The 22829-nt window shown below is 53.0% G+C and carries 21 protein-coding genes; 9 read left to right on the forward strand and 12 right to left on the reverse strand.

Annotated elements, in window-relative coordinates; genetic code table 11:
- Positions 1-268: 268 nt before the first annotated feature.
- The 10 genes from FDW97_RS23575 to FDW97_RS02725 all read right to left on the reverse strand — a co-directional run bounded on the left by FDW97_RS23575 (position 269) and on the right by FDW97_RS02725 (position 8767).
- The gene (locus FDW97_RS23575) at positions 269-748 is read right to left on the reverse strand and encodes a carbonic anhydrase family protein (RefSeq protein ID WP_326929220.1); all 480 of its coding nucleotides are present in this window, start codon (positions 746-748) and stop codon (positions 269-271) included.
- A 12-nt stretch (positions 749-760) separates the two neighbouring features.
- Positions 761-1000, reverse strand: coding sequence for a carbonic anhydrase family protein (locus tag FDW97_RS23580; protein WP_226809236.1), 240 nt, complete (start codon positions 998-1000; stop codon positions 761-763).
- A gap of 161 nt (positions 1001-1161) precedes the next feature.
- A complete protein-coding gene (gene prmA / locus FDW97_RS02690) occupies positions 1162-2043 on the reverse strand; it encodes a 50S ribosomal protein L11 methyltransferase (RefSeq protein WP_085048622.1) in 882 nt (293 codons plus the stop codon).
- An 11-nt stretch (positions 2044-2054) separates the two neighbouring features.
- Positions 2055-3506, reverse strand: a complete 1452-nt coding sequence (panF, locus tag FDW97_RS02695) for a sodium/pantothenate symporter (protein ID WP_038634386.1) — start codon at positions 3504-3506, stop codon at positions 2055-2057.
- A complete protein-coding gene (locus tag FDW97_RS02700) occupies positions 3496-3738 on the reverse strand; it encodes a YhdT family protein (protein ID WP_038634384.1) in 243 nt (80 codons plus the stop codon). The genes panF and FDW97_RS02700 overlap by 11 nt, the downstream gene beginning before the upstream one ends.
- Before the next feature lie 107 nt (positions 3739-3845).
- Positions 3846-5195 carry an acetyl-CoA carboxylase biotin carboxylase subunit gene (accC, locus tag FDW97_RS02705; protein ID WP_003828838.1) on the reverse strand — a complete coding sequence of 450 codons (1350 nt, stop codon included), beginning with the start codon at positions 5193-5195 and terminating at the stop codon, positions 3846-3848.
- A 10-nt stretch (positions 5196-5205) separates the two neighbouring features.
- Positions 5206-5676, reverse strand: coding sequence for an acetyl-CoA carboxylase biotin carboxyl carrier protein (gene accB, locus FDW97_RS02710; RefSeq protein ID WP_003025210.1), 471 nt, complete (start codon positions 5674-5676; stop codon positions 5206-5208).
- Between the two features lie 392 nt (positions 5677-6068).
- The gene (msrQ, locus tag FDW97_RS02715; protein WP_137350621.1) at positions 6069-6668 is read right to left on the reverse strand and encodes a protein-methionine-sulfoxide reductase heme-binding subunit MsrQ; all 600 of its coding nucleotides are present in this window, start codon (positions 6666-6668) and stop codon (positions 6069-6071) included.
- Positions 6669-7673 (reverse strand): protein-methionine-sulfoxide reductase catalytic subunit MsrP, encoded by a 1005-nt coding sequence (msrP, locus tag FDW97_RS02720; RefSeq protein WP_085048625.1) that lies wholly within the window; start codon positions 7671-7673, stop codon positions 6669-6671.
- A 119-nt stretch (positions 7674-7792) separates the two neighbouring features.
- Positions 7793-8767 (reverse strand): MDR family oxidoreductase, encoded by a 975-nt coding sequence (locus tag FDW97_RS02725; RefSeq protein WP_137350622.1) that lies wholly within the window; start codon positions 8765-8767, stop codon positions 7793-7795.
- A 225-nt stretch (positions 8768-8992) separates the two neighbouring features.
- Here FDW97_RS02725 and csrD point away from each other — a divergent pair, with 225 nt between their 5' ends.
- Positions 8993-10933, forward strand: a complete 1941-nt coding sequence (gene csrD / locus FDW97_RS02730) for an RNase E specificity factor CsrD (RefSeq protein ID WP_087856908.1) — start codon at positions 8993-8995, stop codon at positions 10931-10933.
- Between the two features lie 8 nt (positions 10934-10941).
- Here csrD and FDW97_RS23390 read toward each other — a convergent pair whose 3' ends face one another.
- Positions 10942-11262 carry a hypothetical protein gene (locus tag FDW97_RS23390; protein ID WP_154050627.1) on the reverse strand — a complete coding sequence of 107 codons (321 nt, stop codon included), beginning with the start codon at positions 11260-11262 and terminating at the stop codon, positions 10942-10944.
- Here FDW97_RS23390 and mreB point away from each other — a divergent pair.
- The 7 genes from mreB (at position 11240) to tldD (ending at position 21423) form a co-directional block, all read left to right on the forward strand.
- Positions 11240-12283 carry a rod shape-determining protein MreB gene (mreB, locus tag FDW97_RS02735; RefSeq protein ID WP_000913396.1) on the forward strand — a complete coding sequence of 348 codons (1044 nt, stop codon included), beginning with the start codon at positions 11240-11242 and terminating at the stop codon, positions 12281-12283. The genes FDW97_RS23390 and mreB overlap by 23 nt on opposite strands.
- Before the next feature lie 64 nt (positions 12284-12347).
- Positions 12348-13370 carry a rod shape-determining protein MreC gene (mreC, locus tag FDW97_RS02740; protein ID WP_038634365.1) on the forward strand — a complete coding sequence of 341 codons (1023 nt, stop codon included), beginning with the start codon at positions 12348-12350 and terminating at the stop codon, positions 13368-13370.
- Positions 13371-13859, forward strand: coding sequence for a rod shape-determining protein MreD (gene mreD / locus FDW97_RS02745; protein WP_038634362.1), 489 nt, complete (start codon positions 13371-13373; stop codon positions 13857-13859). It abuts the gene before it with no gap.
- An 8-nt stretch (positions 13860-13867) separates the two neighbouring features.
- The gene (locus tag FDW97_RS02750) at positions 13868-14461 is read left to right on the forward strand and encodes a nucleoside triphosphate pyrophosphatase (RefSeq protein ID WP_085048629.1); all 594 of its coding nucleotides are present in this window, start codon (positions 13868-13870) and stop codon (positions 14459-14461) included.
- A complete protein-coding gene (gene rng, locus FDW97_RS02755) occupies positions 14451-15920 on the forward strand; it encodes a ribonuclease G (protein ID WP_038634356.1) in 1470 nt (489 codons plus the stop codon). The genes FDW97_RS02750 and rng overlap by 11 nt, the downstream gene beginning before the upstream one ends.
- Before the next feature lie 110 nt (positions 15921-16030).
- On the forward strand, positions 16031-19831 hold the full coding sequence (yhdP, locus tag FDW97_RS02760; RefSeq protein ID WP_085048630.1) for an AsmA2 domain-containing protein YhdP: 3801 nt from the start codon (positions 16031-16033) through the stop codon (positions 19829-19831).
- A gap of 146 nt (positions 19832-19977) precedes the next feature.
- Positions 19978-21423, forward strand: a complete 1446-nt coding sequence (tldD, locus tag FDW97_RS02765) for a metalloprotease TldD (protein ID WP_038642897.1) — start codon at positions 19978-19980, stop codon at positions 21421-21423.
- Positions 21424-21508: 85 nt separating this feature from the next.
- Here the strand turns inward: tldD and aaeR are convergent, their stop codons facing one another.
- Positions 21509-22438, reverse strand: coding sequence for an HTH-type transcriptional activator AaeR (aaeR, locus tag FDW97_RS02770; RefSeq protein ID WP_038634351.1), 930 nt, complete (start codon positions 22436-22438; stop codon positions 21509-21511).
- 184 nt (positions 22439-22622) lie between these two features.
- On the opposite strand from aaeR, the gene aaeX reads away from it, so the two are divergent.
- Complete coding sequence (gene aaeX / locus FDW97_RS02775) at positions 22623-22826, forward strand: p-hydroxybenzoic acid efflux pump operon protein AaeX (RefSeq protein ID WP_003025177.1); 204 nt, start codon at positions 22623-22625, stop codon at positions 22824-22826.
- Positions 22827-22829: the final 3 nt, after the last annotated feature.

Genomic DNA, 22829 nt, shown 5'->3' on the forward strand with positions numbered 1-22829 from the left:
AGGCGGCGTATATTACGCATTTTTCGCACGAGATGAAAGGCCAAACTTTGACCAATCCACTGAGGTGGATCAATGAATTGCCGTAAATATGAACTCATGAAAATATTTAATCATATAAATCATGATGTTACAAAAATGTGTCGATTTTATATACGCATATAATTTTGCGTAACTTCTCATTTTTTCTTCAGTTACAGAAGGTACTGACAAGATATTCTGCTGAATTAATCAGCAAATTACCTCGCTATTGTGTGATCGTTACCTCATTTTAGTACAGGATCTCGGTGCCACCTGAATTGCTGTCCGTAATCGTGCGTTCATTCAGCGGCTGCGGTGGACGATTGTTCGCTGGCCCAACAATGTAGTGAAATTTATCTAACTGTTCGGCGGAAAGGGCCACAGGCTTTTTCAGGACAACCCAGGTGACGCCTTCAGTACAGGGAGGCGTTGTTATCGAGCCACTGTAGAGCCAGTAGGTCTTGTTGTCGGGTAGAAGCTGGTTGATATCGACGGGCGAAAAAATGGGCATGCTGTTGCCCTCCATGGTGGGAAAGGACTCCCACAGGTTTTGAATCGCCTGGTTAGGCTCACCAATGTCAAACATGACCGCCACAATGGCGATATCACCATGTTGGTTTTCGTGGGTCAACTGCAGCTCCAGTGGATAGATTTTACCGTTGAGGGTATGTTCGCCTGGAGCGTGAAAATCAAAATGTTTTAAATAATAGAGCTTTTCTTCAATTTCAATGAAATTAGGGGGTTAGGAGCTCATTGTTGCCTGCAGCGTATGGTTAATGCTGCGAAATCTTGTCGGGCCATCAATGTATTGTAAATTGAGCGCGGGCAGGCCGAGTTTGCTGGTTGTCGTGGTCTGGATATCAACGGGTGACTGGTTGATACCCGTCTGACACGTTGCATACTCTTTGCTTATTTTGCCCCACTGCGCAGGGCTGGTTTCTCCGGTATAGCCCCATGGCACGGCCAGCGTCTTCAGGGGCATTAAGCATGCTGCCAGTAAAATTGTTGTAAAACGATTGAAGTGCATACGTTTACTTAACAAAAAATATAAAAATCAATTAGTTATTATATCGTTGGGTAAAGTATCAGTATGCTGGTCTGTTGTCTGAAAATGGCGTGGTCGGATAACCACGCCGGAAGGGATTATTTTTTCTGTCCGGTAATGCGACACCACTCTTCTTTCTCGATAACCGGATCGAGCGTAAAGAGGTCGGCATAGGCTTCACAGACGCTTTCCGCCTGGCTGGCAAGAATACCAGAAAGCCCCAGCAAACCGCCCTCAACGGGCAGCACGCTGATTAAAGGTGCGAGTTCACGTAATGGGCCAGCAAGGATGTTGGCGACCACCACATCGGCTTTCATCGACTCTGGCTGGTCTTTAGGCAGATAAAGTTCCAGACGCTCAGAAACGCCATTACGTTGGGCGTTATCACGGCTGGCCTGAATCGCTTGCGGATCGATATCTATACCAATCGCTTTCGCTGCACCCAGCTTCAGTGCCGCAATGGCAAGGATGCCGGATCCGCAGCCAAAGTCGATAACCGTTTTACCGTTAAGATCGAGACCGTCCAGCCATTGCAGGCACAGAGAGGTGGTTGGGTGAGTACCGGTACCAAACGCCAGACCCGGGTCGAGCATCACGTTGACGGCGTTCTCATCCGGGACATCGCGCCAGCTTGGGCAAATCCACAGACGTTCGCCAAAGCGCATCGGGTGGAAGTTATCCATCCATTCGCGTTCCCAGTCTTTGTCTTCAAGCTGTTCGATTTTATGCGCGAAGCCTGTACCCAGTAGTGGGTGCTGCTCCAGAATCGCAACGACTTCTTTCATGTCGGTTTCTGCATCGAACAAGCCGATAACGTCGGTATCGCCCCACAGGCGAGTCTCGCCCGGCAGAGGTTCAAATACCGGCGTATCATGCGTATCCTGGAAAGTAATGGAAACGGAGCCCGCTTCCATCAGCGCATCGCTCAACTCTTCAGCGTTTGCACCGGTCGTGTTCAGTTTCAGTTGAATCCATGGCATGGCAAAACTCTTTATTTATCAGTAGTCAATATGGCGACTTGCGGAACGGCGGAACCGAAACGGTTGCCGATCAGGAAAGCCAGCAAACTTATCAGTAACGAGGGCACAATCGGATGAAAGCCCAGGTACTGAATGTTAAAAGTAGCGAGTACGGCATAAAGTACGCCGCCGACAATCATTGCGCTCAGTGCGCCTGCCGCGTTTGCCCGCTCCCAGTAAAGGCCCAGCACCAGCGGCCATAGGAAGACGGCTTCCAACCCACCAAACGCCAGCAGGTTAAGCCAGATAATCATCTCTGGCGGCTTCCAGGCGGCCAGCAGCAGTAACGCGCCCAGCAGCAGAGTGATCACTGCCGACATGCGTTTCAGCCGTGTTTCATTTTGCAGTTGTTCCGGGCGAAGGTTCAGATAGAGATCTTTAATGATCGTAGCGGAACTTTGCAGCAATTGGGCATTGATCGTCGACATGATCGCGGCCATGGGCGCGGCGAGGAAGATCCCGGCTGCTACCGGCGGCAAGACTTTTACCATTAGCGTGGGAATAACCAGATCCGGTACCGTCAGGTCAGGGATCACCGCCCGGCCCAACGCGCCGGCCAGATGCATACCAAACATCAGGACAGCCACCACGATGGTGCCAATGATAATTCCACGGTGTACCGCTTTGCTGTCCTTATAGGAGATGCAGCGCACCGCCGTATGCGGCAGGCCAATCACGCCAAAGCACACCAGTACCCAGAATGAAGTCATAAACGTGGGGGACAGAATGTCATCAGCGCCCTGCGGCGAGACCAGTTTAGGATCGATGGTTTGCAGAGTGACTACCGCATTGCTGAGACCACCAGCGGCATGGACGACACCGACCAGCAGTACGATAGTCCCAATCAGCATCACCATGCCCTGCATCGTGTCGTTCAACACGCTGGCGCGAAATCCGCCGAACGCTGTGTATAACGCGATACTGACGCCAAAAATCAGCAGGCCGGTTTCGTAAGGGATACCCGCTGCCGTTTCCAGCAAACGCGCGCCGCCAATAAACTGTACGGTCATTGCACCGACAAACGCGACCAGCAGGCTGAGGCTCGCCAGCCACACCAGCAGGCGGCTTTGGTAGCGGGCAAACAGCATATCGTTGAGGGTAACCGCATTATAACGGCGTGCCAGAATGGCGAATTTTTTGCCGAGAATACCCAATGACAGCCAGACGGCGGGCAGTTGGATCATTGCTAACAAAACCCATCCCAGTCCGTATTTATAAGCGGCACCTGGGCCGCCGATAAACGAGCTGGCGCTAATGTAGGTTGCCGTTAGCGTCATGGCTAACACGACCCCGCCCATAGAGCGGCTGCCGAGGAAATATTCATTCAGGAAGGTGCCGGTCGACCTTTTGCGCATGGCGTAAACAGAGAGACCGAAAACCACCAGAAGATAGGCGACCAGCGGCAAAATAACTTCAAGCTGCATCATCATCCTCCAGTGGAATGTCGCGATAGATAAACTTCACCATCGCCCAGCACAGTACGATGAAAACCAATGGCGTCAGCAGACAGGCCATTTCGAACCAATGCGGGAGGCCGGTAAAACCCAGAGAGGAGTCTGGTAAGTAAGCGGCCACTAACCATGCGGCAAGATATAAAAGGGTCAGCCACAGCGCCCAGCGCGCCTCTTTATGGGCCTGAACAAAACGAGCGTCCATTTTTTGTCCCTTGTGAATAAAGAAAGCGGGGATTGTACCTTATGGCACCTGTGGGAGGGGAGAAAAACAAAAGGCCGGAATTTCCGGCCTTTTCGGTTAACGCTTGCTTACTTTTCCTGAAGTCCGAGTTTTTTCTCCAGGTAGTGGATATTGGTTCCACCATGCTGGAAGTGCTCGTCATTCATGATACGGATCTGCAGATCAACGTTGGTTTTGATGCCGTCGATGATCAGTTCCTGCAAGGCGTTTTTCATGCGTGCGATAGCGACGTCGCGGTTTTCGCCATAGCAAATCAGCTTACCGATCATTGAGTCATAGTACGGAGGTACTGTGTAACCTGCGTAAATATGAGACTCCCAGCGCACACCAAAGCCACCCGGCGCGTGGAAACGCGTGATTTTACCCGGGCTCGGCAGGAAGGTGTTCGGGTCTTCGGCGTTGATACGGCACTCTACCGCATGGCCTTTAACCACAACTTCGTCCTGCTTGATAGACAGCGGCTGACCCGCTGCGATGCGCAGTTGTTCTTTGATCAGGTCAACACCGGTGATCATTTCGGTTACCGGGTGTTCAACCTGAATACGGGTGTTCATTTCAATGAAGTAGAACTCACCGTTTTCGAACAGGAACTCGAAAGTACCCGCGCCGCGATAGCCGATATCCACGCACGCTTTGGCGCAACGCTCGCCGATGTAGCGACGCAGTTCCGGAGTAATGCCCGGCGCTGGTGCTTCTTCGACAACTTTCTGGTGACGACGCTGCATGGAGCAGTCACGCTCTGCCAGATAAATCGCGTTACCCTGACCGTCTGCCAGCACCTGAATTTCGATGTGGCGTGGGTTTTCCAGGTATTTCTCCATGTAGACCATGTCGTTATTGAAAGCCGCTTTCGCTTCCGCTTTGGTCATGGAGATGGATTGCGCCAGTTCGGCATCGCTGCGCACGACGCGCATACCGCGACCGCCGCCGCCGCCGGAGGCTTTGATGATAACCGGGTAGCCGATGCGTTTAGCATGAGCGCGGTTAGCGTCCATGTCATCGCCCAACGGGCCGTCAGAGCCTGGGACAGTCGGTACGCCAGCTTTCTTCATCGCGGTAATCGCGGACACTTTGTCGCCCATCAGGCGGATGGTGTCGGCTTTCGGGCCGATGAAGATAAAGCCGGAACGTTCTACCTGCTCAGCAAAGTTGGCGTTCTCAGAGAGGAAGCCATAACCCGGGTGAATTGCCACCGCGCCGGTGATTTCAGCGGCGCTGATGATAGCCGGGATGTTCAGATAGCTTTTTACGGACGGAGCCGGGCCAATACAGACCGTCTCATCCGCCAGCAATACGTGTTTTAAATCGCGATCCGCGCTTGAATGCACTGCGACAGTCTTGATACCCAGTTCTTTACAGGCACGAAGAATACGCAAGGCAATCTCGCCGCGGTTAGCGATGACAATTTTATCCAACATGTTCGCCTCGTTATTCGATGACGACCAGCGGCTCGTCAAATTCTACCGGTTGACCGCTTTCTACCAGAATCGCTTTAACGACGCCGGATTTGTCGGCTTCGATCTGGTTCATCATTTTCATGGCTTCAACGATGCACAGGGTATCGCCCGCATTCACTTTCTGGCCGATTTCGATGAACGCTTTCGCATCCGGGCTCGGGGTGCGGTAGAACGTACCAACCATTGGGGAGCGTACGATGTGACCACTGATTTCCGCTGCTGCCGGAGCTTCCATACTTGGAGAGGCAGTTTGTGCGACAGCGTTAGACAGAGCTGGCTGCTGCATCACTGGTGCAGCATAAGCCTGTTGCATCATTGGAAAACTTGCAGCTGGCGCCGCACGGCTGATGCGTACAGACTCTTCGCCTTCAGAAATTTCCAGTTCGGAGATGCCTGATTCTTCAACCAGCTCGATCAGTTTTTTAATCTTACGAATATCCATGAGTGGGTTCCGTACTCTTTGTTTAGTGAGATTGTGACAGGCGTTTTACCGCCGTCTGTATAGCATTTTTATAACAGTGAGTGACAAGATGCCACGCATCTCAGGCGTTGCACTGGGTGCTGATGCCATTACATGAGATTGCCAGACTTGTTAGTCATTGTGCGGCTATCTTCTGTCATTTTCGGGTAAAAGACAAAATATACCTTCAATATGCGATTGTCACCCTTTCCGCGCCGTAAAAACGCTACCGGGGATAGCAAAGGCGCACATTATAACTATTTCGTAGCAATTGGCAGCTAAATACTGGTCTTATCAGGGAAGATAATCAACCGTTAACATGTAAAGAAAATCGGATCGTCCGTGTTTTGCAACGTACTGCACATATCGTGAAACTACCGCCACCACTGGCGAAACTTCCTGTAGCGGCAGGCTAACAGCACCGCAGCAAGTGCGGCATAAATAATCGGTTGAGGGGAGATGATTTTAACCGACCACAGATAATGTATGGGTGCCAGGATCGCCACAAGATAGACGAAGTTGTGCAAAAATTGCCAATACTTACCCAGCTTTCGCTGTGCAGATTGCGTGGACGTTAAGGTGAGAGCAAATAATATGACCCAACAGACAATACCCAACATCAAATACGGTCGCGAAATGAATTCCCGCCCCAACAGCACCAGATTATGAATACCCAGTTCCAGTAACGCGTAGCTGGTTAAATGCAGCGTCGCCCAGGCGAAACACCATAGCCCTAACAGGCGACGAGTGCGTATCAATAATGGCTGTTTAGCGTAGCGCGCGAGTGGAGAGACCAGCAAGGTCGCCAGTAAGAATTTCAGAGCTGTCCTACCGGTAAAGTGCTGGATATCTTTGACCGGATCGGCGCTCAAACCGCCATGATTTACCGCCCAAAAGAGCCAAATTAACGGCAAAAATCCGCCAAGATGCAGGCAAACTTTCAGCCCGATAATGTGCTTTGCAGTCAGACGCACTTAAAAATTCTCCTGTAGATTAAGACCACGATACAGGGAAGCAACCTCTTCGGCATAACCGTTAAACAACAGCGTGGATTGACGCTGTACGTCCAGAATACCGCCAGCGCCAATAAAACGTTCGGTGGCCTGGGACCAGCGGGGGTGATCGACATGTGGATTCACGTTGGCATAAAACCCATATTCATTAGGCGCGGCCAGGTTCCAGGTTGTTGGGGGGCGTTCGCGCGTAAGTTTGATACTCACGATCGACTTTATGCCCTTAAATCCGTATTTCCACGGCACAATTAAGCGGATGGGGGCGCCATTTTGCGGCGGAAGGGCCTTACCATAAACCCCTACGGTAAGCAGGGTTAGTGGATGCATCGCTTCATCCAGGCGTAACCCTTCAACATAGGGATATTTCAGCCCGCCGCCAATAAAGCGATCTTTCTGACCAGGCATTTCATCCGGGGCGTAGCGCGTTTCGAAAGCGACATATTTTGCGTTGCTGGTGGGTTCAACCTGCGCCAGCAGTTTATGTAATGGAAAGCCAATCCACGGCACCACCATTGACCAGGCTTCCACGCAGCGCATCCGATAAATCCGCTCTTCCAATGGGAAACGGGTGGTCAGCGCATCATGATCGAGAGTGAGGGGTTTTGCGACTTCGCCAGTGATTTTCAAGGTCCACGGATCGGTTTTCAGGCTGCCTGCGTTGGCCGCTGGATCCGCTTTGTCGAGACCAAATTCATAGAAGTTGTTGTAGCCAGAAACTTTATCTGCTGGCGTTAAAGGAAGCGAATTTTGCCAGGCGGTGGGCTTGCTGAAATTAAGCGGCTTACCCGCAGGCGCCGGAGGGCGGTCATTACCCTTAAACCAGCTCAGAAGGTCGGCCTGCGCAGCGTGAGGCAAAGACAACGCGGCAGCGCTGATCCCTAATGCTTTCAGTACCTGGCGGCGCTGCATAAAAAAAGCCGACTCGGCGGTGACGTCGGCTTCTGTAAATGGACGTAATTTCTTCATAACAGACTCCCGGCTTACGCGTCATGACAGACAAGGGATGCGTAGTTAATATGGCAGGGAGTCTCTATATATGCCGCGAAATTTTGTTAGTTAAGTGTAAATTTCTGCGCCGATGCCTGTTATTTCACCTTCACCAGGGTACGACCTTGCACCTGGTTATTGATGATGGCATCGGCGAACTTCGGCGCATCCGCTAGCGTAATCTCCGTGGCGGCCTGAGCATAGAACGATTCCGGCAGATCCTTAACCAAACGCGCCCAGGCTTCTGCGCGACGTGCCGGTGGGGTCATCACCGAGTCCACCCCTTGCAAACGTACATTACGCAGAATGAATGGCATGACGGTGGTCGGCAGCGCGAAGCCGCCCGCCAGGCCGCAGGCGGCCACGCAGCCACCGTAGTTCATCTGTGCCAGGACTTTCGCCAGCACTTTATCGCCAACGGTATCAATTGCACCGGCCCACAGTTGTTTTTCCAACGGGCGAGATTCAGCAAACTCATCGCGGCTGAGAATACGATTCGCGCCCAGGCTCTTCAGATAGTCGTGGGTGCTTTCGCGTCCTGATACTGCCACAACCTGATAGCCCAGCTTATGCAGTAATGCCACGGCAGTGCTGCCCACGCCGCCGCTGGCGCCGGTGACGACAATCTCGCCGTCTTGCGGGTGAATTCCTGCATCCTCAAGCGCCATGACGCACAGCATGGCGGTAAAACCGGCGGTGCCGATGACCATCGCTTTACGCCCGTCCAGCCCTTGCGGCAGCGCTACCAGCCAGTCGCCTTTGACGCGCGCACGTTCAGCCAGTCCGCCCCAATGGTTTTCACCCACACCCCAGCCGGTCAGTAAGACTTCCTGACCCGCATGAAAACGGGGATCTTCGCTTGCACGCACGGTACCGGCGAAATCAATGCCAGGAATCATCGGAAAGTTGCGGATGATTTTACCCTTGCCAGTGATAGCCAGGGCGTCTTTATAGTTCAGGCTCGACCAGTGGACTTCCACCGTTACATCGCCTTCCGGGAGCTGGTTTTCGTCGAGGGGTTGAACGGATGCGAGGGTTTTTCCGTCCTGCTGTTCTAAGATCAAAGCCTGCATAACCTGTCCTCAATTCGTATAGTGGATTGGAAAATTGTTAATGAAGACTATACTCGCTAATCAAAACATGATGCCGATTCTGCGCAATAAATTGCCAGATATACCTGATTTGGTAGTATGCCCCCACAGTTTGCATAAATTGGCGGATTTTGCGTTCAGTTTTGCATTTTCGAGTCGCTTTATCTCTTTCACACCTGTTTCATAACTGTCGGAGTTAACACAAGGATGCGATTAACGACGAAATTCTCAGCTTTTGTCACGCTGCTTACTGGGTTAACGATCTTTGTGACTCTGATTGGCTGCTCGCTGAGTTTCTACAACGCTATTCAATATAAGTTCACTACGCGAGTGCAGGCGGTGGCGACGGCGATTGATACACATCTTGTCTCCCGCGATTTCGTTTCGCTGACGCCGCAAATCGATGAACTGATGGTTTCTGTTGATATCGTGCGTATCGAGTTGCTGCAAGGGGAGCATATAGTGTATGACCACTCCCGAACCAGCAGCTACCGCCCGGCAGGAACGAACAACCTCTACCGCGACATCACCGTACCGTTGGTCAAGCATCCGGGCATGTCAGTTCGCCTGGTTTATCAGGATCCGATGGGCAACTATTTCCATTCGCTACTGACTACCGCGCCGCTCACGCTGGCCATTGCGTTTATTATTCTGATGCTTTTTTTGTCGGTACGCTGGCTTCAGCGTCAGCTTTCAGGCCAGGAGTTACTGGAGATTCGTTCCACGCGTATTCTGAACGGTGAACGCGGGCCGAATGTACGAGGAACGGTCTATGAATGGCCAGCGCGCACCAGCAGTGCGCTCGATATGTTGCTGACTGAAATTCAAAATGCCCGCGAGCAACGCAGCCGATTGGACACCCTGATTCGCTCCTATGTTGCGCAGGATACAAAAACCGGGCTGAGTAACCGTCTGTTTTTTGATAACCAGTTGGCCACGCTGCTGGAAGATCAAGAAAAGGTGGGAGCGCATGGCGTCGTGATGATGGTGCGTCTGCCGGACTTTACTCTGCTGCGAGATAGCTGGGGAATCACCCTGGCGGAAGAACAAATTTCAACGCTAATCAATTTGTTGTCGACGTTTATGACGCGTTATCCCGGGGCATTGCTGGCGCGCTACCACCGTAGCGATTTTGCCATCCTGTTGCCACATCGCACGCTGAAAGAAGCCGAAAGCATCGCCGGGCAATTATTAAAAGCGGTCGATGCGCTTCCGACTAATAAAATGATCGATCGTGCCGATATGGTTCATATTGGCATTTGCGTTTGCCGCAGTGGTCAGTCGACGGAACAGGTGATGGATCATGCTGAGGCCGCCACCCGGAATTCGGTCCTGCAGGGTGGGAACAGCTGGTCGGTCTATGATGACTCCCTGCCGGAAAAAGGCCGGGGCAACGTGCGCTGGCGGACGCTGATTGAACAGATGCTCAGCCGGGGCGGGCCGAGAATATATCAAAAACCTGCGGTAACGCGTGAAGGACGGGTACACCACCGGGAACTGATGTGCCGTATTTTTGATGGCAGCGAAGAGGTTATTTCGGCGGAATATATGCCGATGGTGCTGCAATTTGGCCTGGCTGAAGAGTATGACCGTTTACAGTTAAGTCGTCTGATCCTGCTTTTGGGCTACTGGCCGCAGGAAAGCCTGGCGATGCAGATAACGGTTGAATCGCTAATTCGCCCACGTTTTCAGCGCTGGCTGCGTGATACGTTGATGCAGTGCGAAAAATCACTACGCAAACGCATAATTATTGAACTTGCTGAGGCAGATGTTTGTCAACATATCAGCCGATTACAGCCCGTCATTCGATTGATGGATGCGCTAGGGGTACGGATCGCCGTTACGCAGGCCGGTTTAACGCTGGTGAGCACCAGTTGGATTAAAGAGCTTAACGTTGAGTTATTGAAGCTGCATCCAAGCCTGGTGAGGAATATTGATAAGCGAACCGAAAACCAACTGTTGGTTCAAAGCCTGGCGGAGGCCTGTTCAGGCACGCCAACGCAGGTTTATGCCACGGGAGTTCGTTCGCGTAGCGAGTGGCATACGCTGACGGAACGCGGAGTTGCTGGTGGGCAAGGGGATTTTTTTGCCGCATCACAGCCACTTGACACTAACGTGAAAAAATATTCGCAAAGATATTCGGTTTAACCTGCCGTTTAATTCGTTTTCACGTAGAATAACGCGCGCTGTGCCTTCTGGGGGTGTGCTTGTCTGCTCGCCAGGTTGTAACAGCAAACATGCAGGTGAATGACCTTTGACAGGTTGCAAACAAAAGCGAGGAATGCTGCTGATTTTTTCAGCCCTGATGGACTCAGGCCGGTTTTGTAACAAAGGAAACGAACTGCACTAATTTTCACCGTAGCAGATGATTTTTGCGCCTTGTCGCTGCTGCGTGTGGTTGGTAAAGTAAGCGGATTTTGTTTTCCGCCCCAGCTTTCAGGATTATCCCTTAGTATGTTGAAAAAATTTCGTGGCATGTTTTCCAATGACCTGTCCATTGACCTGGGTACCGCGAATACCCTTATTTATGTAAAAGGACAAGGCATCGTATTGAATGAGCCTTCTGTTGTGGCCATTCGTCAGGATCGTGCCGGTTCGCCGAAAAGCGTGGCTGCAGTAGGTCATGATGCGAAGCAGATGCTGGGTCGTACGCCGGGCAATATCGCTGCAATTCGCCCAATGAAAGACGGCGTTATCGCTGACTTCTTCGTGACTGAAAAAATGCTCCAGCACTTTATCAAACAAGTGCACAGCAATAGCTTCATGCGCCCAAGCCCGCGCGTACTGGTGTGTGTACCGGTTGGCGCAACCCAGGTTGAACGCCGTGCGATCCGTGAATCCGCTCAGGGCGCAGGCGCCCGTGAAGTCTTTCTGATCGAAGAGCCGATGGCGGCCGCGATTGGTGCGGGTCTGCCAGTTTCTGAAGCAACCGGCTCAATGGTTGTGGATATCGGTGGTGGTACCACTGAAGTTGCCGTTATCTCCCTGAACGGCGTGGTTTACTCTTCTTCCGTACGTATTGGTGGTGACCGCTTCGACGAAGCCATCATTAATTACGTTCGTCGTAACTACGGTTCTCTGATCGGTGAAGCCACCGCAGAACGTATTAAACACGAAATCGGTTCCGCTTATCCGGGCGATGAAGTCCGCGAGATCGAAGTACGCGGCCGTAACCTGGCAGAAGGTGTTCCACGCGGCTTTACCCTGAACTCCAACGAGATTCTGGAAGCGCTGCAGGAACCGCTGACCGGTATCGTGAGCGCGGTAATGGTTGCTCTGGAACAGTGTCCGCCAGAGCTGGCGTCAGACATCTCCGAGCGCGGTATGGTGCTGACCGGTGGCGGTGCGCTGCTGCGTAACCTTGATCGTCTGTTAATGGAAGAAACCGGTATTCCAGTTGTTGTTGCTGAAGATCCGCTGACCTGCGTGGCGCGCGGTGGCGGCAAAGCACTGGAAATGATCGATATGCACGGCGGCGACCTGTTCAGCGAAGAGTAATCGGACGCAGGTAGGGTGGCCCGCGGGTTGCCCTTCCGCTCTGATACGAGAATACGCATAGACTATGAAGCCAATTTTTAGCCGTGGCCCGTCGCTACAGATTCGCCTTATTCTGGCGGTGCTGGTGGCGCTCGGCGTTATTATTGCCGACAGCCGCCTGGGTACGTTTAGTCAAATCCGAACGTACATGGATACCGCCGTCAGTCCTTTCTACTTTATCTCTAATGGTCCTCGTGAATTACTCGACGGCGTGTCGCAAACGCTGGCTTCGCGTGACCAACTCGAACTTGAAAACCGGGCGCTGCGTCAGGAACTGCTGCTGAAAAATAGCGAGCTGCTGATGCTGGGGCAATATAAACAGGAGAACGCGCGTTTGCGCGAGCTGCTGGGATCGCCATTGCGTCAGGACGAACAAAAGATGGTGACGCAGGTCATCTCAACGGTTAATGACCCATACAGCGATCAGGTCGTGATCGACAAAGGGAGCGTTAACGGCGTCTACGAAGGTCAGCCAGTTATCAGCGACAAAGGTGTAGTGGGTCAGGTCGTTGCTGTAGCAAAACTGACCAGCCGCGTACTGCTGATTTGCGATGCGACGCATGCTCTGCCAATCCAGGTTCTGCGTAACGATATTCGCGTCATTGCTGCGGGCAACGGTTGTACGGACGATCTTCAGCTTGAACATCTGCCGGCGAACACCGACATTCGCGTTGGCGATGTGCTGGTGACTTCCGGTTTGGGTGGACGCTTCCCGGAAGGTTATCCGGTTGCTGTTGTTTCTTCCGTTAAGCTGGACACTCAGCGTGCTTATACCGTCATTCAGGCTCGTCCGACCGCGGGTTTGCAGCGTTTGCGCTATCTGCTGCTGTTGTGGGGAGCCGATCGTAATGGCGCCAATCCGATGACGCCGGAAGAAGTACACCGTGTTGCCAATGAACGTTTGATGCAAATGATGCCGCAAGTTCTGCCTGCGCCAGATGCCATGGGGCCGCCTGCGCCAGTACCGGCACCTGCTACAGGCGTCACTACAGCGCCTACGGACACCACGTCGCCACAACCTGCTCCGCGTAAGCCGGGAGGACAGTAAGTGGCAAGCTATCGTAGCCAGGGGCGTTGGGTTATTTGGCTTTCGTTCCTTATTGCACTGTTGCTGCAAGTTATGCCCTGGCCGGATGACATTCTTGTTTTCCGGCCAAACTGGGTGCTGCTCATCTTGTTGTATTGGATTCTGGCGCTACCGCATCGCGTAAATGTGGGCACAGGGTTCGTGGTGGGTGCCATACTGGATCTCATTAGCGGTTCCACGCTTGGCGTGCGGGCCTTGTCGATGAGTATCATTGCCTATCTGGTCGCGCTGAAATTCCAACTATTCCGCAACCTCGCGCTCTGGCAACAGGCGCTGGTGGTCGTGTTGTTATCACTGGTCGTGGATATTATTGTTTTCTGGGCCGAGTTTTTAGTGATCAATGTCTCTTTCAGACCTGAAGTGTTCTGGAGTAGTGTAGTGAATGGTGTGCTCTGGCCATGGCTATTCTTACTGATGCGTAAAATCCGTCAGCAGTTTGCGGTGCAATAAAGGTTGATATGAATACTCTGTATCTTGCTTCAGGTTCTCCACGTCGTCAGGAACTGCTCGCTCAACTTGGTATCACGTTTGAACGGCTGGTTCCTGGGATTGAAGAACAGCGGCACCCGCAGGAAAGCGCGCAGCAGTACGTTTCTCGTCTGGCGCGCGAAAAAGCGCAGGCTGGCGTTGCGTTGGCGCAGCGCGATTTGCCGGTATTGGGTGCGGATACCATTGTTATTCTTAACGGTGAAGTGCTGGAAAAACCGCACGACGCCGCCCATGCCGCCGCAATGCTGCGTAAGCTGTCGGGCAACACGCATCAGGTCATGACTGCCGTGGCATTGGCCGATCGCCAGCACAGTCTGGACTGTCTGGTGGTGACGGAAGTGACATTCAGAGCACTCACCGATGAGGACATCGCGGGTTATGTTGCCAGCGGTGAACCAATGGATAAAGCAGGTGCATACGGTATTCAAGGGTTGGGTGGCTGTTTTGTCAGGAAGATAAATGGCAGCTATCACGCCGTAGTCGGCTTACCGCTGGTAGAAACGTATGAGTTGCTGACCAATTTTAACGCACTGCGTGAGCAAAGGGATAAACATGACGGCTGAATTGTTGGTAAACGTAACGCCATCGGAAACACGGGTGGCTTACATTGATGGCGGTATTCTGCAGGAAATTCATATTGAACGTGAGGCGCGACGTGGAATCGTAGGCAATATCTACAAAGGTCGTGTAAGTCGTGTACTTCCGGGTATGCAGGCGGCTTTTGTAGATATTGGACTGGATAAAGCCGCATTTCTTCACGCTTCAGACATCATGCCACACACCGAATGCGTGGCCGGTGAAGAACAAAAACAGTTCACCGTGCGCGACATTTCTGAACTGGTTCGCCAGGGCCAGGATTTGATGGTGCAGGTGGTAAAAGATCCGCTGGGTACTAAGGGCGCTCGTCTGACGACGGACATTACGCTGCCTTCCCGTTATCTTGTTTTTATGCCGGGCGCGTCGCACGTTGGCGTTTCCCAACGTATCGAAAGCGAAAGCGAACGCGAACGTCTGAAAAAAGTGGTAGCCGATTACTGTGATGAGCAGGGCGGATTTATTATTCGTACAGCGGCGGAAGGCGTATGCGAAGAGGATCTGGCCTCGGATGCTGCCTACCTGAAGCGCGTCTGGACGAAAGTCATGGAGCGCAAAAAACGTCCGCAAACGCGCTACCAGATGTATGGCGAACTTGCGCTGGCGCAGCGCGTTTTGCGTGATTTTGCCGATGCCCAGCTTGATCGGATCCGCGTCGACTCTCGCCTGACCTATGAGGCGTTGCTGGAATTTACGGCGGAGTACATTCCCGAGATGACCAGCAAGCTGGAGCATTACAGCGGACGTCAGCCTATTTTCGATCTCTTTGACGTTGAGAATGAAATCCAGCGCGCGCTGGAACGCAAGGTTGAGCTGAAATCCGGCGGCTATTTGATCATCGATCAAACCGAAGCGATGACCACCGTGGATATCAATACCGGCGCGTTTGTTGGACATCGTAATCTCGACGACACTATTTTTAATACTAATATTGAAGCAACGCAGGCCATTGCGCGTCAGCTGCGTCTGCGTAACCTGGGCGGCATTATCATTATCGATTTTATCGACATGAATAATGAAGATCATCGGCGCCGGGTGTTGCACTCTCTGGAGCAGGCTCTGAGCAAGGACCGCGTAAAAACCAGCATTAACGGTTTTTCACAGCTGGGCCTGGTGGAGATGACGCGTAAGCGCACGCGTGAAAGCGTGGAGCATGTGCTGTGCAATGAGTGCCCTACCTGTCATGGACGCGGTACCGTGAAAACGGTGGAAACCGTATGCTATGAAATCATGCGCGAAATTGTCCGCGTACACCATGCATACGACTCCGATCGCTTCCTGGTTTATGCATCTCCGGCAGTGGCAGAAACCCTGAAAGGCGAAGAGTCGCATGCGCTGGCGGAAGTCGAAATCTTTGTGGGTAAACAGGTCAAAGTCCAGGTTGAACCGCTCTATAACCAGGAGCAGTTCGACGTCGTAATGATGTAATTGAGTAGTAGCACCAGCGCATGTAGGCCGGATAAGGCGCAAGCGCCGCCATCCGGCAATATACACTCAAGGGGTGTGAGTCACATTTTTTTGCAGACAAGGAGAGGCGCGTGAGGCGATTGCCGGGGATATTACTGCTCACTGGAGCCGCATTCGTTGTCATTGCAGCGCTGATGGTCAGTGGACTGCGCCTTGCGCTACCTCATCTTGATAGCTGGCGTCCGGCCATTCTCGGTAAGATTGAATCCGCGACTGGCCTGCCCGTTACCGCCAGCCAGCTATCCGCCAACTGGCAAAATTTCGGCCCTACGCTTGAAGCGCGTGATATCCACGCTCAGCTCAAAGACGGCGGTGAGTTTTCGGTAAAACGCGTCACGTTAGCGCTGGATGTCTGGCAAAGTTTACTGCACATGCGCTGGCAGTTTCGCGATCTCACCTTCTGGCAATTGCAGTTGCGCACCAATACCCCTATCCAGAGTAGTGAAAGCGGTGATGGAATTGAAGCGGGTCACCTCAGCGATCTCTTCCTGCGTCAGTTCGATCATTTCGATCTCCGCGACAGTCAAATCAGCTTTTTAACCCTCTCAGGCCAGCGCGCTGAACTGGCGATCCCACAGCTTACCTGGCTGAACGGTAAAAACCGGCATCGCGCTGAGGGGCAGGTCAGTCTCTCCAGTCTGACCGGTCAACATGGCGTTATGCAGGTGCGCATGGATCTGCGCGACGACAATGGGCTGTTGAATAATGGTCGGGTCTGGCTGCAGGCAGACGACATTGACGTCAAACCGTGGCTGGGCAAATGGATGCAGGATAATGTCGCGTTGCAAACCGCGCGTTTTAGCCTGGAAGCATGGATGACGATCAATAAAGGCGTCGTTTCCGGAGGCGATGTCTGGCTGAAGAAAGGCGGCGCCAGCTGGCTGGGTAACAACCGCACGCATACGCTCTCCGTGGATAACCTGACGGCGCACATTAGCCGCGAACAGCCGGGCTGGCAATTCTCTATTCCCGATACCCGTATCACCATGGATGATAAACCCTGGCCAAGCGGGGCGTTAACGCTGGCCTGGATCCCTGAGCAGGAAGTCGGTGGTGAGAATAACAAGCGCAGTGACGAGCTACGCATTCGCGCCAGCAATCTGGAGCTGGCTGGATTAGAAGGGCTGCGCCCGATGGCGGCTAAGTTATCGCCAGCGCTGGGGGATATTTGGCGCGCCACGCAGCCAAGCGGCAAAATTGATGTGCTGGCGCTGGATATCCCATTACAGGCAACAGAAAAGACCCGTTTCCAGTCCTCGTGGACCAATCTGGCCTGGAAACAGTGGAAGTTGTTACCGGGGGCGGAGCATTTCTCCGGTACGCTTTCGGGCAGCGTGGAAAATGGTGCGCTTACCGCCTCCATCAAGCAAGCCCGCATGCCGTATGAGAGCGTCTTCCGCGCACCATTGGAAATAGAAAACGGCGTGGCGACGCTAAGCTGGCTGAAGAATGATAAAGGTTTTCAGTTAGATGGGCGCAATATTGATGTCAAAGCGAAAGCGGTACATGCGCGCGGTGGTTTTCGCTATCTGCAACCGACCGGTGACGAGCCATGGTTAGGCATTCTGGCGGGGATCAGTACTGATGACGGCTCTCAGGCCTGGCGCTACTTCCCTGAAAATCTGATGGGCAAAGAGCTGGTTGACTACCTCAGCGGCGCGATTCAGGGCGGCGAAGCGGATAATGCCACGTTGGTGTATGGCGGTAACCCGCATTTGTTCCCATATCTGCATAATGAAGGGCAGTTTCAGGTCCTGGTGCCGTTACGCAATGCTAAATTCGCCTTTCAGCCCGACTGGCCTGCGTTGACTGACCTCAATATTGAACTGAACTTCATTAACGACGGTCTGTGGATGAAAACGGATGGCGTTAATTTAGGCGGCGTAAAAGCCAGCAATCTGACGGCCAATATTCCCGACTATGCAAAAGAAAAACTGCTGATTGATGCCGACATCAACGGGCCGGGCAAAGCGGTTGGACCTTATTTTGATGATACGCCGCTAAAAGATTCTCTTGGCGCCACGCTTGAGCAGTTGCAGATTGATGGCGATGTGAATGCTCGCTTACATCTCGATATCCCGTTGGATGGCTCGCTGGTTACGGCCAAAGGTGATGTCAATCTGCGTAATAACAGTCTGTTTATTAAACCGCTCGACAGCACGTTGAAGAATTTGACCGGTAAATTCAGCTTTGTGAACGGCGATCTGCAGAGTGAGCCGATGACGGCAAACTGGTTTAATCAGCCGCTGAACGTCGATTTTTCCACTACCGAAGGGGCCAAAGCCTATCAGGTGGCGGTGAATCTGCAAGGCGACTGGCAGCCAAACCGTATGGGGATTTTGCCGACGCAGGTGAACGATGCGTTAAGCGGCAGTATGGCGTGGAATGGCAAGGTGGATATCAATCTTCCGTATCATGCCGGGGCGACCTACGACATTGCGTTAAAGAGTGACCTGAAGAATGTAAGTAGTCACTTACCTGCTCCACTGAATAAGGCGGCCGGTGAGGCGCTGCCGGTAAACGTGAAGGCCAACGGCAATCTGCGCAGCTTTGATCTCACCGGCAACGCAGGGAGCAAGAATCACTTCAACAGCCACTGGCTGCTGAATCAGAAGCTGACCCTTGACCGCGCTATCTGGACGTCGGAAAGCCGCACCGTGCCCGCGTTACCCGATCAGCAAGGCATTGAGCTCAATCTTCCCCCTATGGACGGCGCGCAATGGCTGGCCTTGTTCCAGAAAGGCGCTGCGGATAACGTTGGCTCGAACGCCAACTTCCCGCAACGCATCACGGTACGTACGCCATCGTTATCCCTGGGGGGGCAGCAGTGGAACAATTTAAGTATTGTGTCTGAGCCTTCGGGCAACGGTTCCAGCGTGCAGGCGCAGGGGCGTGAGATCAACGCCACGCTGGCTATGCGCAATAACGCCCCGTGGCTGGCGAACATTAAATACCTCTATTACAACCCGAGCGCCGCAAAGCCTTCTCCCGGCACAGCGCCAGCGTCGCCTTTCTCTACCATCAATAACGTCAGCTTCCGTGGCTGGCCGGATGTTCAACTCCGCTGTGCAGAGTGTTGGCTGTGGGGACAGAAATATGGACGTATTGATGCCGATGTGGCGATCAAAGGCGATACGCTCTCGTTGAGCAACGGTCTGTTGGATACCGGCTTTGCCAGACTGACTGCCGATGGTGAATGGGTGAATGTGCCGGGTAAAGAGCGTACGTCACTGAAGGGAAAACTGAACGGCAAAAAAATTGACTCTGCCGCCGGTTTCTTTGGCGTATCGACGCCGATTCGTAACTCTTCGTTCAATGTGGAGTACGACCTGCACTGGCGTAATCCACCGTGGGATCCGGATGAAGCGTCGCTGAATGGGATTTTGCGCACCCGGTTGGGCAAAGGTGAGCTTACCGAACTCAGTACCGGACATGCGGGGCAACTGTTACGCCTGTTAAGCTTTGACGCGTTGCTACGTAAACTGCGCTTTGATTTTAGCGATACCTTCAGTGAAGGCTTCTATTTCGACTCCATTCGCAGCACGGCGTGGATTAAGGATGGTGTGATGCATACCGACGACACGCTGGTGGACGGTCTGGAAGCTGACATCGCGATGAAAGGCTCGGTGAATCTGGTACGCCGCGAACTGGATATGGAAGCGGTTGTCGCGCCTGAAATTTCTGCCACCGTTGGGGTTGCCGCCGCGTTCGCCGTCAACCCGATTGTCGGCGCGGCGGTGTTTGCCGCCAGTAAGGTTCTGGGGCCGCTGTGGAGTAAAGTTTCGATTCTGCGTTACCGTATCACCGGTCCGGTTGATAAGCCGCAGATTAACGAAGTTCTGCGTCAGCCGCGCAAAGAAAGCCAGCAATGATTTGACGGGGGCAAGTAATTGCCCCAATCTCAGTACATAGTATTGCCGGATGGAGCAGCGCTTATCCGGCCTACAGTAGCCTAACAACGTAGGCCGGATAAGGCGTTTTTGCCGCCATCCGGCAGAATTAAATGAGTAACAAAACGATGAGTCTGAACCTGGTAAGTGAACAATTGCTAGCGGCGAATGGCCTGAAACATCAGGATCTGTTTGCCATTCTGGGCCAACTGGCCGAACGCCGTCTCGATTACGGCGATCTCTATTTTCAGTCGAGCTATCACGAATCCTGGGTTTTAGAAGATCGCATCATTAAAGATGGTTCTTACAATATCGATCAGGGTGTTGGCGTACGCGCCATCAGCGGCGAAAAAACGGGGTTTGCTTATGCAGACCAGATTAGCCTGTTGGCGCTGGAGCAAAGTGCGCATGCTGCCCGGACTATTGTGCGCGACAGTGGTGACGGCAAAGTAAAAACGCTGGGTGCGGTAGAGCATCAGGCGCTTTACACTTCGGTCGATCCGTTACAAAGCATGAGCCGCGAAGAGAAACTGGATATTCTGCGTCGCGTTGACCGCGTTGCGCGTGCTGCTGACAAGCGCGTTCAGGAAGTGACCGCCAGCTTGACCGGTGTTTATGAGCTGATTCTGGTGGCGGCGACCGACGGTACGCTGGCCGCGGATGTCCGTCCACTGGTGCGTTTGTCCGTCAGCGTACAGGTCGAAGAAGACGGTAAACGTGAGCGCGGCGCGAGCGGTGGCGGCGGTCGCTTTGGCTATGACTATTTCCTTGGCGATCTCGATGGTGACGTTCGTGCCGACGCGTGGGCGAAAGAGGCTGTGCGCATGGCGCTGGTCAATCTGTCCGCAGTAGCCGCGCCGGCAGGTACGTTACCGGTGGTACTCGGCGCTGGCTGGCCTGGCGTTCTGCTGCACGAAGCGGTCGGTCATGGTCTGGAAGGCGACTTTAACCGCCGTGGTACCTCGGTATTTAGCGGTCATATGGGTGAACTGGTCGCGTCAGAACTGTGTACCGTAGTGGATGATGGCACAATGGCGGACCGTCGTGGATCCGTGGCTATTGATGACGAAGGTACACCGGGCCAGTACAACGTGCTGATCGAAAACGGTATTCTGAAAGGCTACATGCAGGACAAACTGAATGCGCGCCTGATGGGTGTGGCGCCAACGGGTAACGGACGCCGTGAATCTTACGCGCACCTGCCGATGCCGCGGATGACCAACACCTATATGCTGCCGGGCAAATCAACGCCGCAGGAAATCATTGAATCCGTCGAATACGGCATTTATGCGCCGAACTTCGGCGGTGGTCAGGTGGATATCACCTCCGGGAAATTTGTGTTCTCAACGTCCGAAGCGTATCTGATTGAAAACGGTAAAGTGACCAAACCCGTGAAAGGCGCGACGCTGATTGGCTCCGGTATCGAAGCGATGCAGCAAATTTCGATGGTAGGTAACGATCTGAAACTGGATAACGGCGTAGGCGTTTGCGGTAAAGAAGGGCAAAGCCTGCCGGTGGGCGTGGGCCAGCCGACGCTGAAGGTCGATAATTTGACGGTCGGCGGCACCGCATAGCATCATGATCCAGGCCCGATAAGCGTCAGTGCCATCGGGCATCTTGCCGGATGCGGCGTCAACGCCTTATCCGGCCTGGACTCTTTTATTTCTCTTTCCCTCGACCATACATTCCCTGAAACAGCTGCGCCACATCGACAAAATAATCCGTCAGATAGTTAATCACTACCTGAACCTTAAGCGGCAGTTTGTCTTTTTCGGTGTACAGCGCATAGACCGGACGCGGATCCGACTGGTAGCGGGGAAGCAGGATCTCCACTTCGCCGCGATTGATCTCATTGATCACCCACATCAATGGTACATAGGCAATACCCGCGCCTGCGGCCAGCCAGCGCACCAGCGTCATCGGATCGTTAGTGACGAAGCGCCCTTCTGGAATCAGGCGGGTAGAGATCCCCTCCGGGGCGATAAGCTCGAATTCGTTATCCGGGCGCACGCTATATTCCAGCCATGAGTGATTGCTGAGATCGGCAGGTTTTTCCGGAACGCCAAACTGGGCGAGATAACTTTTAGCGGCGCAGACCACCATCGGCATGGCTCCCAGACGACGTGAAAACAGGCTGGAGTCTTGTAACGCGCCGACGCGGATGACCACGTCCAGGCCATCAGCAATTAAATCCGGTGCCGGGATGCCGGTGACCAGATTTACCGTCAGGCCGGGGTACTCTTTCAGCATTTTCGCCGTCAGCCCGGCGAGGACATTTTGTGCCATGGTTGAAGAACAGCCAATACGCAATGTGCCGATAGGAGTGTTATTAAAGGCATACAGCTGCTCATGCACATCCTGCGCTTCGTGCAGCATTCGACGGCAGCCCTGATAATAAATTTTACCGGCTTCGGTTAGCCCAATGCTGCGCGTACTGCGGTTTAGCAGCTTGACCTGTAGTTCATCTTCCAGTTTAGAGACCGTCTGGCTTATCGATGAAACGCTCATTTGCAGCTGTCTTGCGGCGGCGGTGAAGGAGCCCAGTTCGACAACTTTGGCGAACACCGACATACGTTTTAATCGTTCCATTATTCACTCTGGCTTAAAAGTGATTTAGATCACATAATATAGATAACAGCATAACAGTTACGTTAATATATTATTATTCAAATAACGGCTATGTCGCTCTCGCCTGGCTCTTCCTTGCCCTTCTCTGCGGTGACATACGCTAGAAAATCTATCACCTGCACTCTCTTAAGCTACCAAGGTCAACATGAGTCTGTTTCCCGTTATCGTGGTGTTTGGTCTGTCCTTCCCACCGATTTTTTTCGAATTGCTTTTGTCACTGGCGATTTTCTGGCTGGTGCGCCGGGTGCTGGTTCCAACTGGCATCTATGATTTTGTCTGGCATCCGGCTCTGTTTAACACCGCGCTGTATTGCTGCCTGTTCTATTTAATAACGCGCCTGTTCGTTTGAGGT

Source organism: Citrobacter sp. wls708 (assembly GCF_005281255.1).
GTDB classification, from domain to species: Bacteria; Pseudomonadota; Gammaproteobacteria; order Enterobacterales; family Enterobacteriaceae; genus Citrobacter; species Citrobacter werkmanii.

What these genes read in the sequence shown, in the direction of transcription:
- accC (WP_003828838.1), bottom strand. Translation starts at nt 5,195, where the DNA reads ATGTTGGATAAAATTGTCATCGCTAACCGCGGCGAGATTGCCTTGCGT.
- accB (WP_003025210.1), bottom strand. Translation starts at nt 5,676, where the DNA reads ATGGATATTCGTAAGATTAAAAAACTGATCGAGCTGGTTGAAGAATCA.
- msrP (WP_085048625.1), bottom strand. Translation starts at nt 7,673, where the DNA reads ATGAAGAAATTACGTCCATTTACAGAAGCCGACGTCACCGCCGAGTCG.
- aaeX (WP_003025177.1), top strand. Translation starts at nt 22,623, where the DNA reads ATGAGTCTGTTTCCCGTTATCGTGGTGTTTGGTCTGTCCTTCCCACCG.
- mreC (WP_038634365.1), top strand. Translation starts at nt 12,348, where the DNA reads ATGAAGCCAATTTTTAGCCGTGGCCCGTCGCTACAGATTCGCCTTATT.
- FDW97_RS23580 (WP_226809236.1), bottom strand. Translation starts at nt 1,000, where the DNA reads ATGCCCCTGAAGACGCTGGCCGTGCCATGGGGCTATACCGGAGAAACC.
- prmA (WP_085048622.1), bottom strand. Translation starts at nt 2,043, where the DNA reads ATGCCATGGATTCAACTGAAACTGAACACGACCGGTGCAAACGCTGAA.
- mreB (WP_000913396.1), top strand. Translation starts at nt 11,240, where the DNA reads ATGTTGAAAAAATTTCGTGGCATGTTTTCCAATGACCTGTCCATTGAC.
- csrD (WP_087856908.1), top strand. Translation starts at nt 8,993, where the DNA reads ATGCGATTAACGACGAAATTCTCAGCTTTTGTCACGCTGCTTACTGGG.
- FDW97_RS02725 (WP_137350622.1), bottom strand. Translation starts at nt 8,767, where the DNA reads ATGCAGGCTTTGATCTTAGAACAGCAGGACGGAAAAACCCTCGCATCC.
- rng (WP_038634356.1), top strand. Translation starts at nt 14,451, where the DNA reads ATGACGGCTGAATTGTTGGTAAACGTAACGCCATCGGAAACACGGGTG.
- FDW97_RS02700 (WP_038634384.1), bottom strand. Translation starts at nt 3,738, where the DNA reads ATGGACGCTCGTTTTGTTCAGGCCCATAAAGAGGCGCGCTGGGCGCTG.
- tldD (WP_038642897.1), top strand. Translation starts at nt 19,978, where the DNA reads ATGAGTCTGAACCTGGTAAGTGAACAATTGCTAGCGGCGAATGGCCTG.
- FDW97_RS02750 (WP_085048629.1), top strand. Translation starts at nt 13,868, where the DNA reads ATGAATACTCTGTATCTTGCTTCAGGTTCTCCACGTCGTCAGGAACTG.
- aaeR (WP_038634351.1), bottom strand. Translation starts at nt 22,438, where the DNA reads ATGGAACGATTAAAACGTATGTCGGTGTTCGCCAAAGTTGTCGAACTG.
- FDW97_RS23390 (WP_154050627.1), bottom strand. Translation starts at nt 11,262, where the DNA reads ATGCCACGAAATTTTTTCAACATACTAAGGGATAATCCTGAAAGCTGG.
- panF (WP_038634386.1), bottom strand. Translation starts at nt 3,506, where the DNA reads ATGCAGCTTGAAGTTATTTTGCCGCTGGTCGCCTATCTTCTGGTGGTT.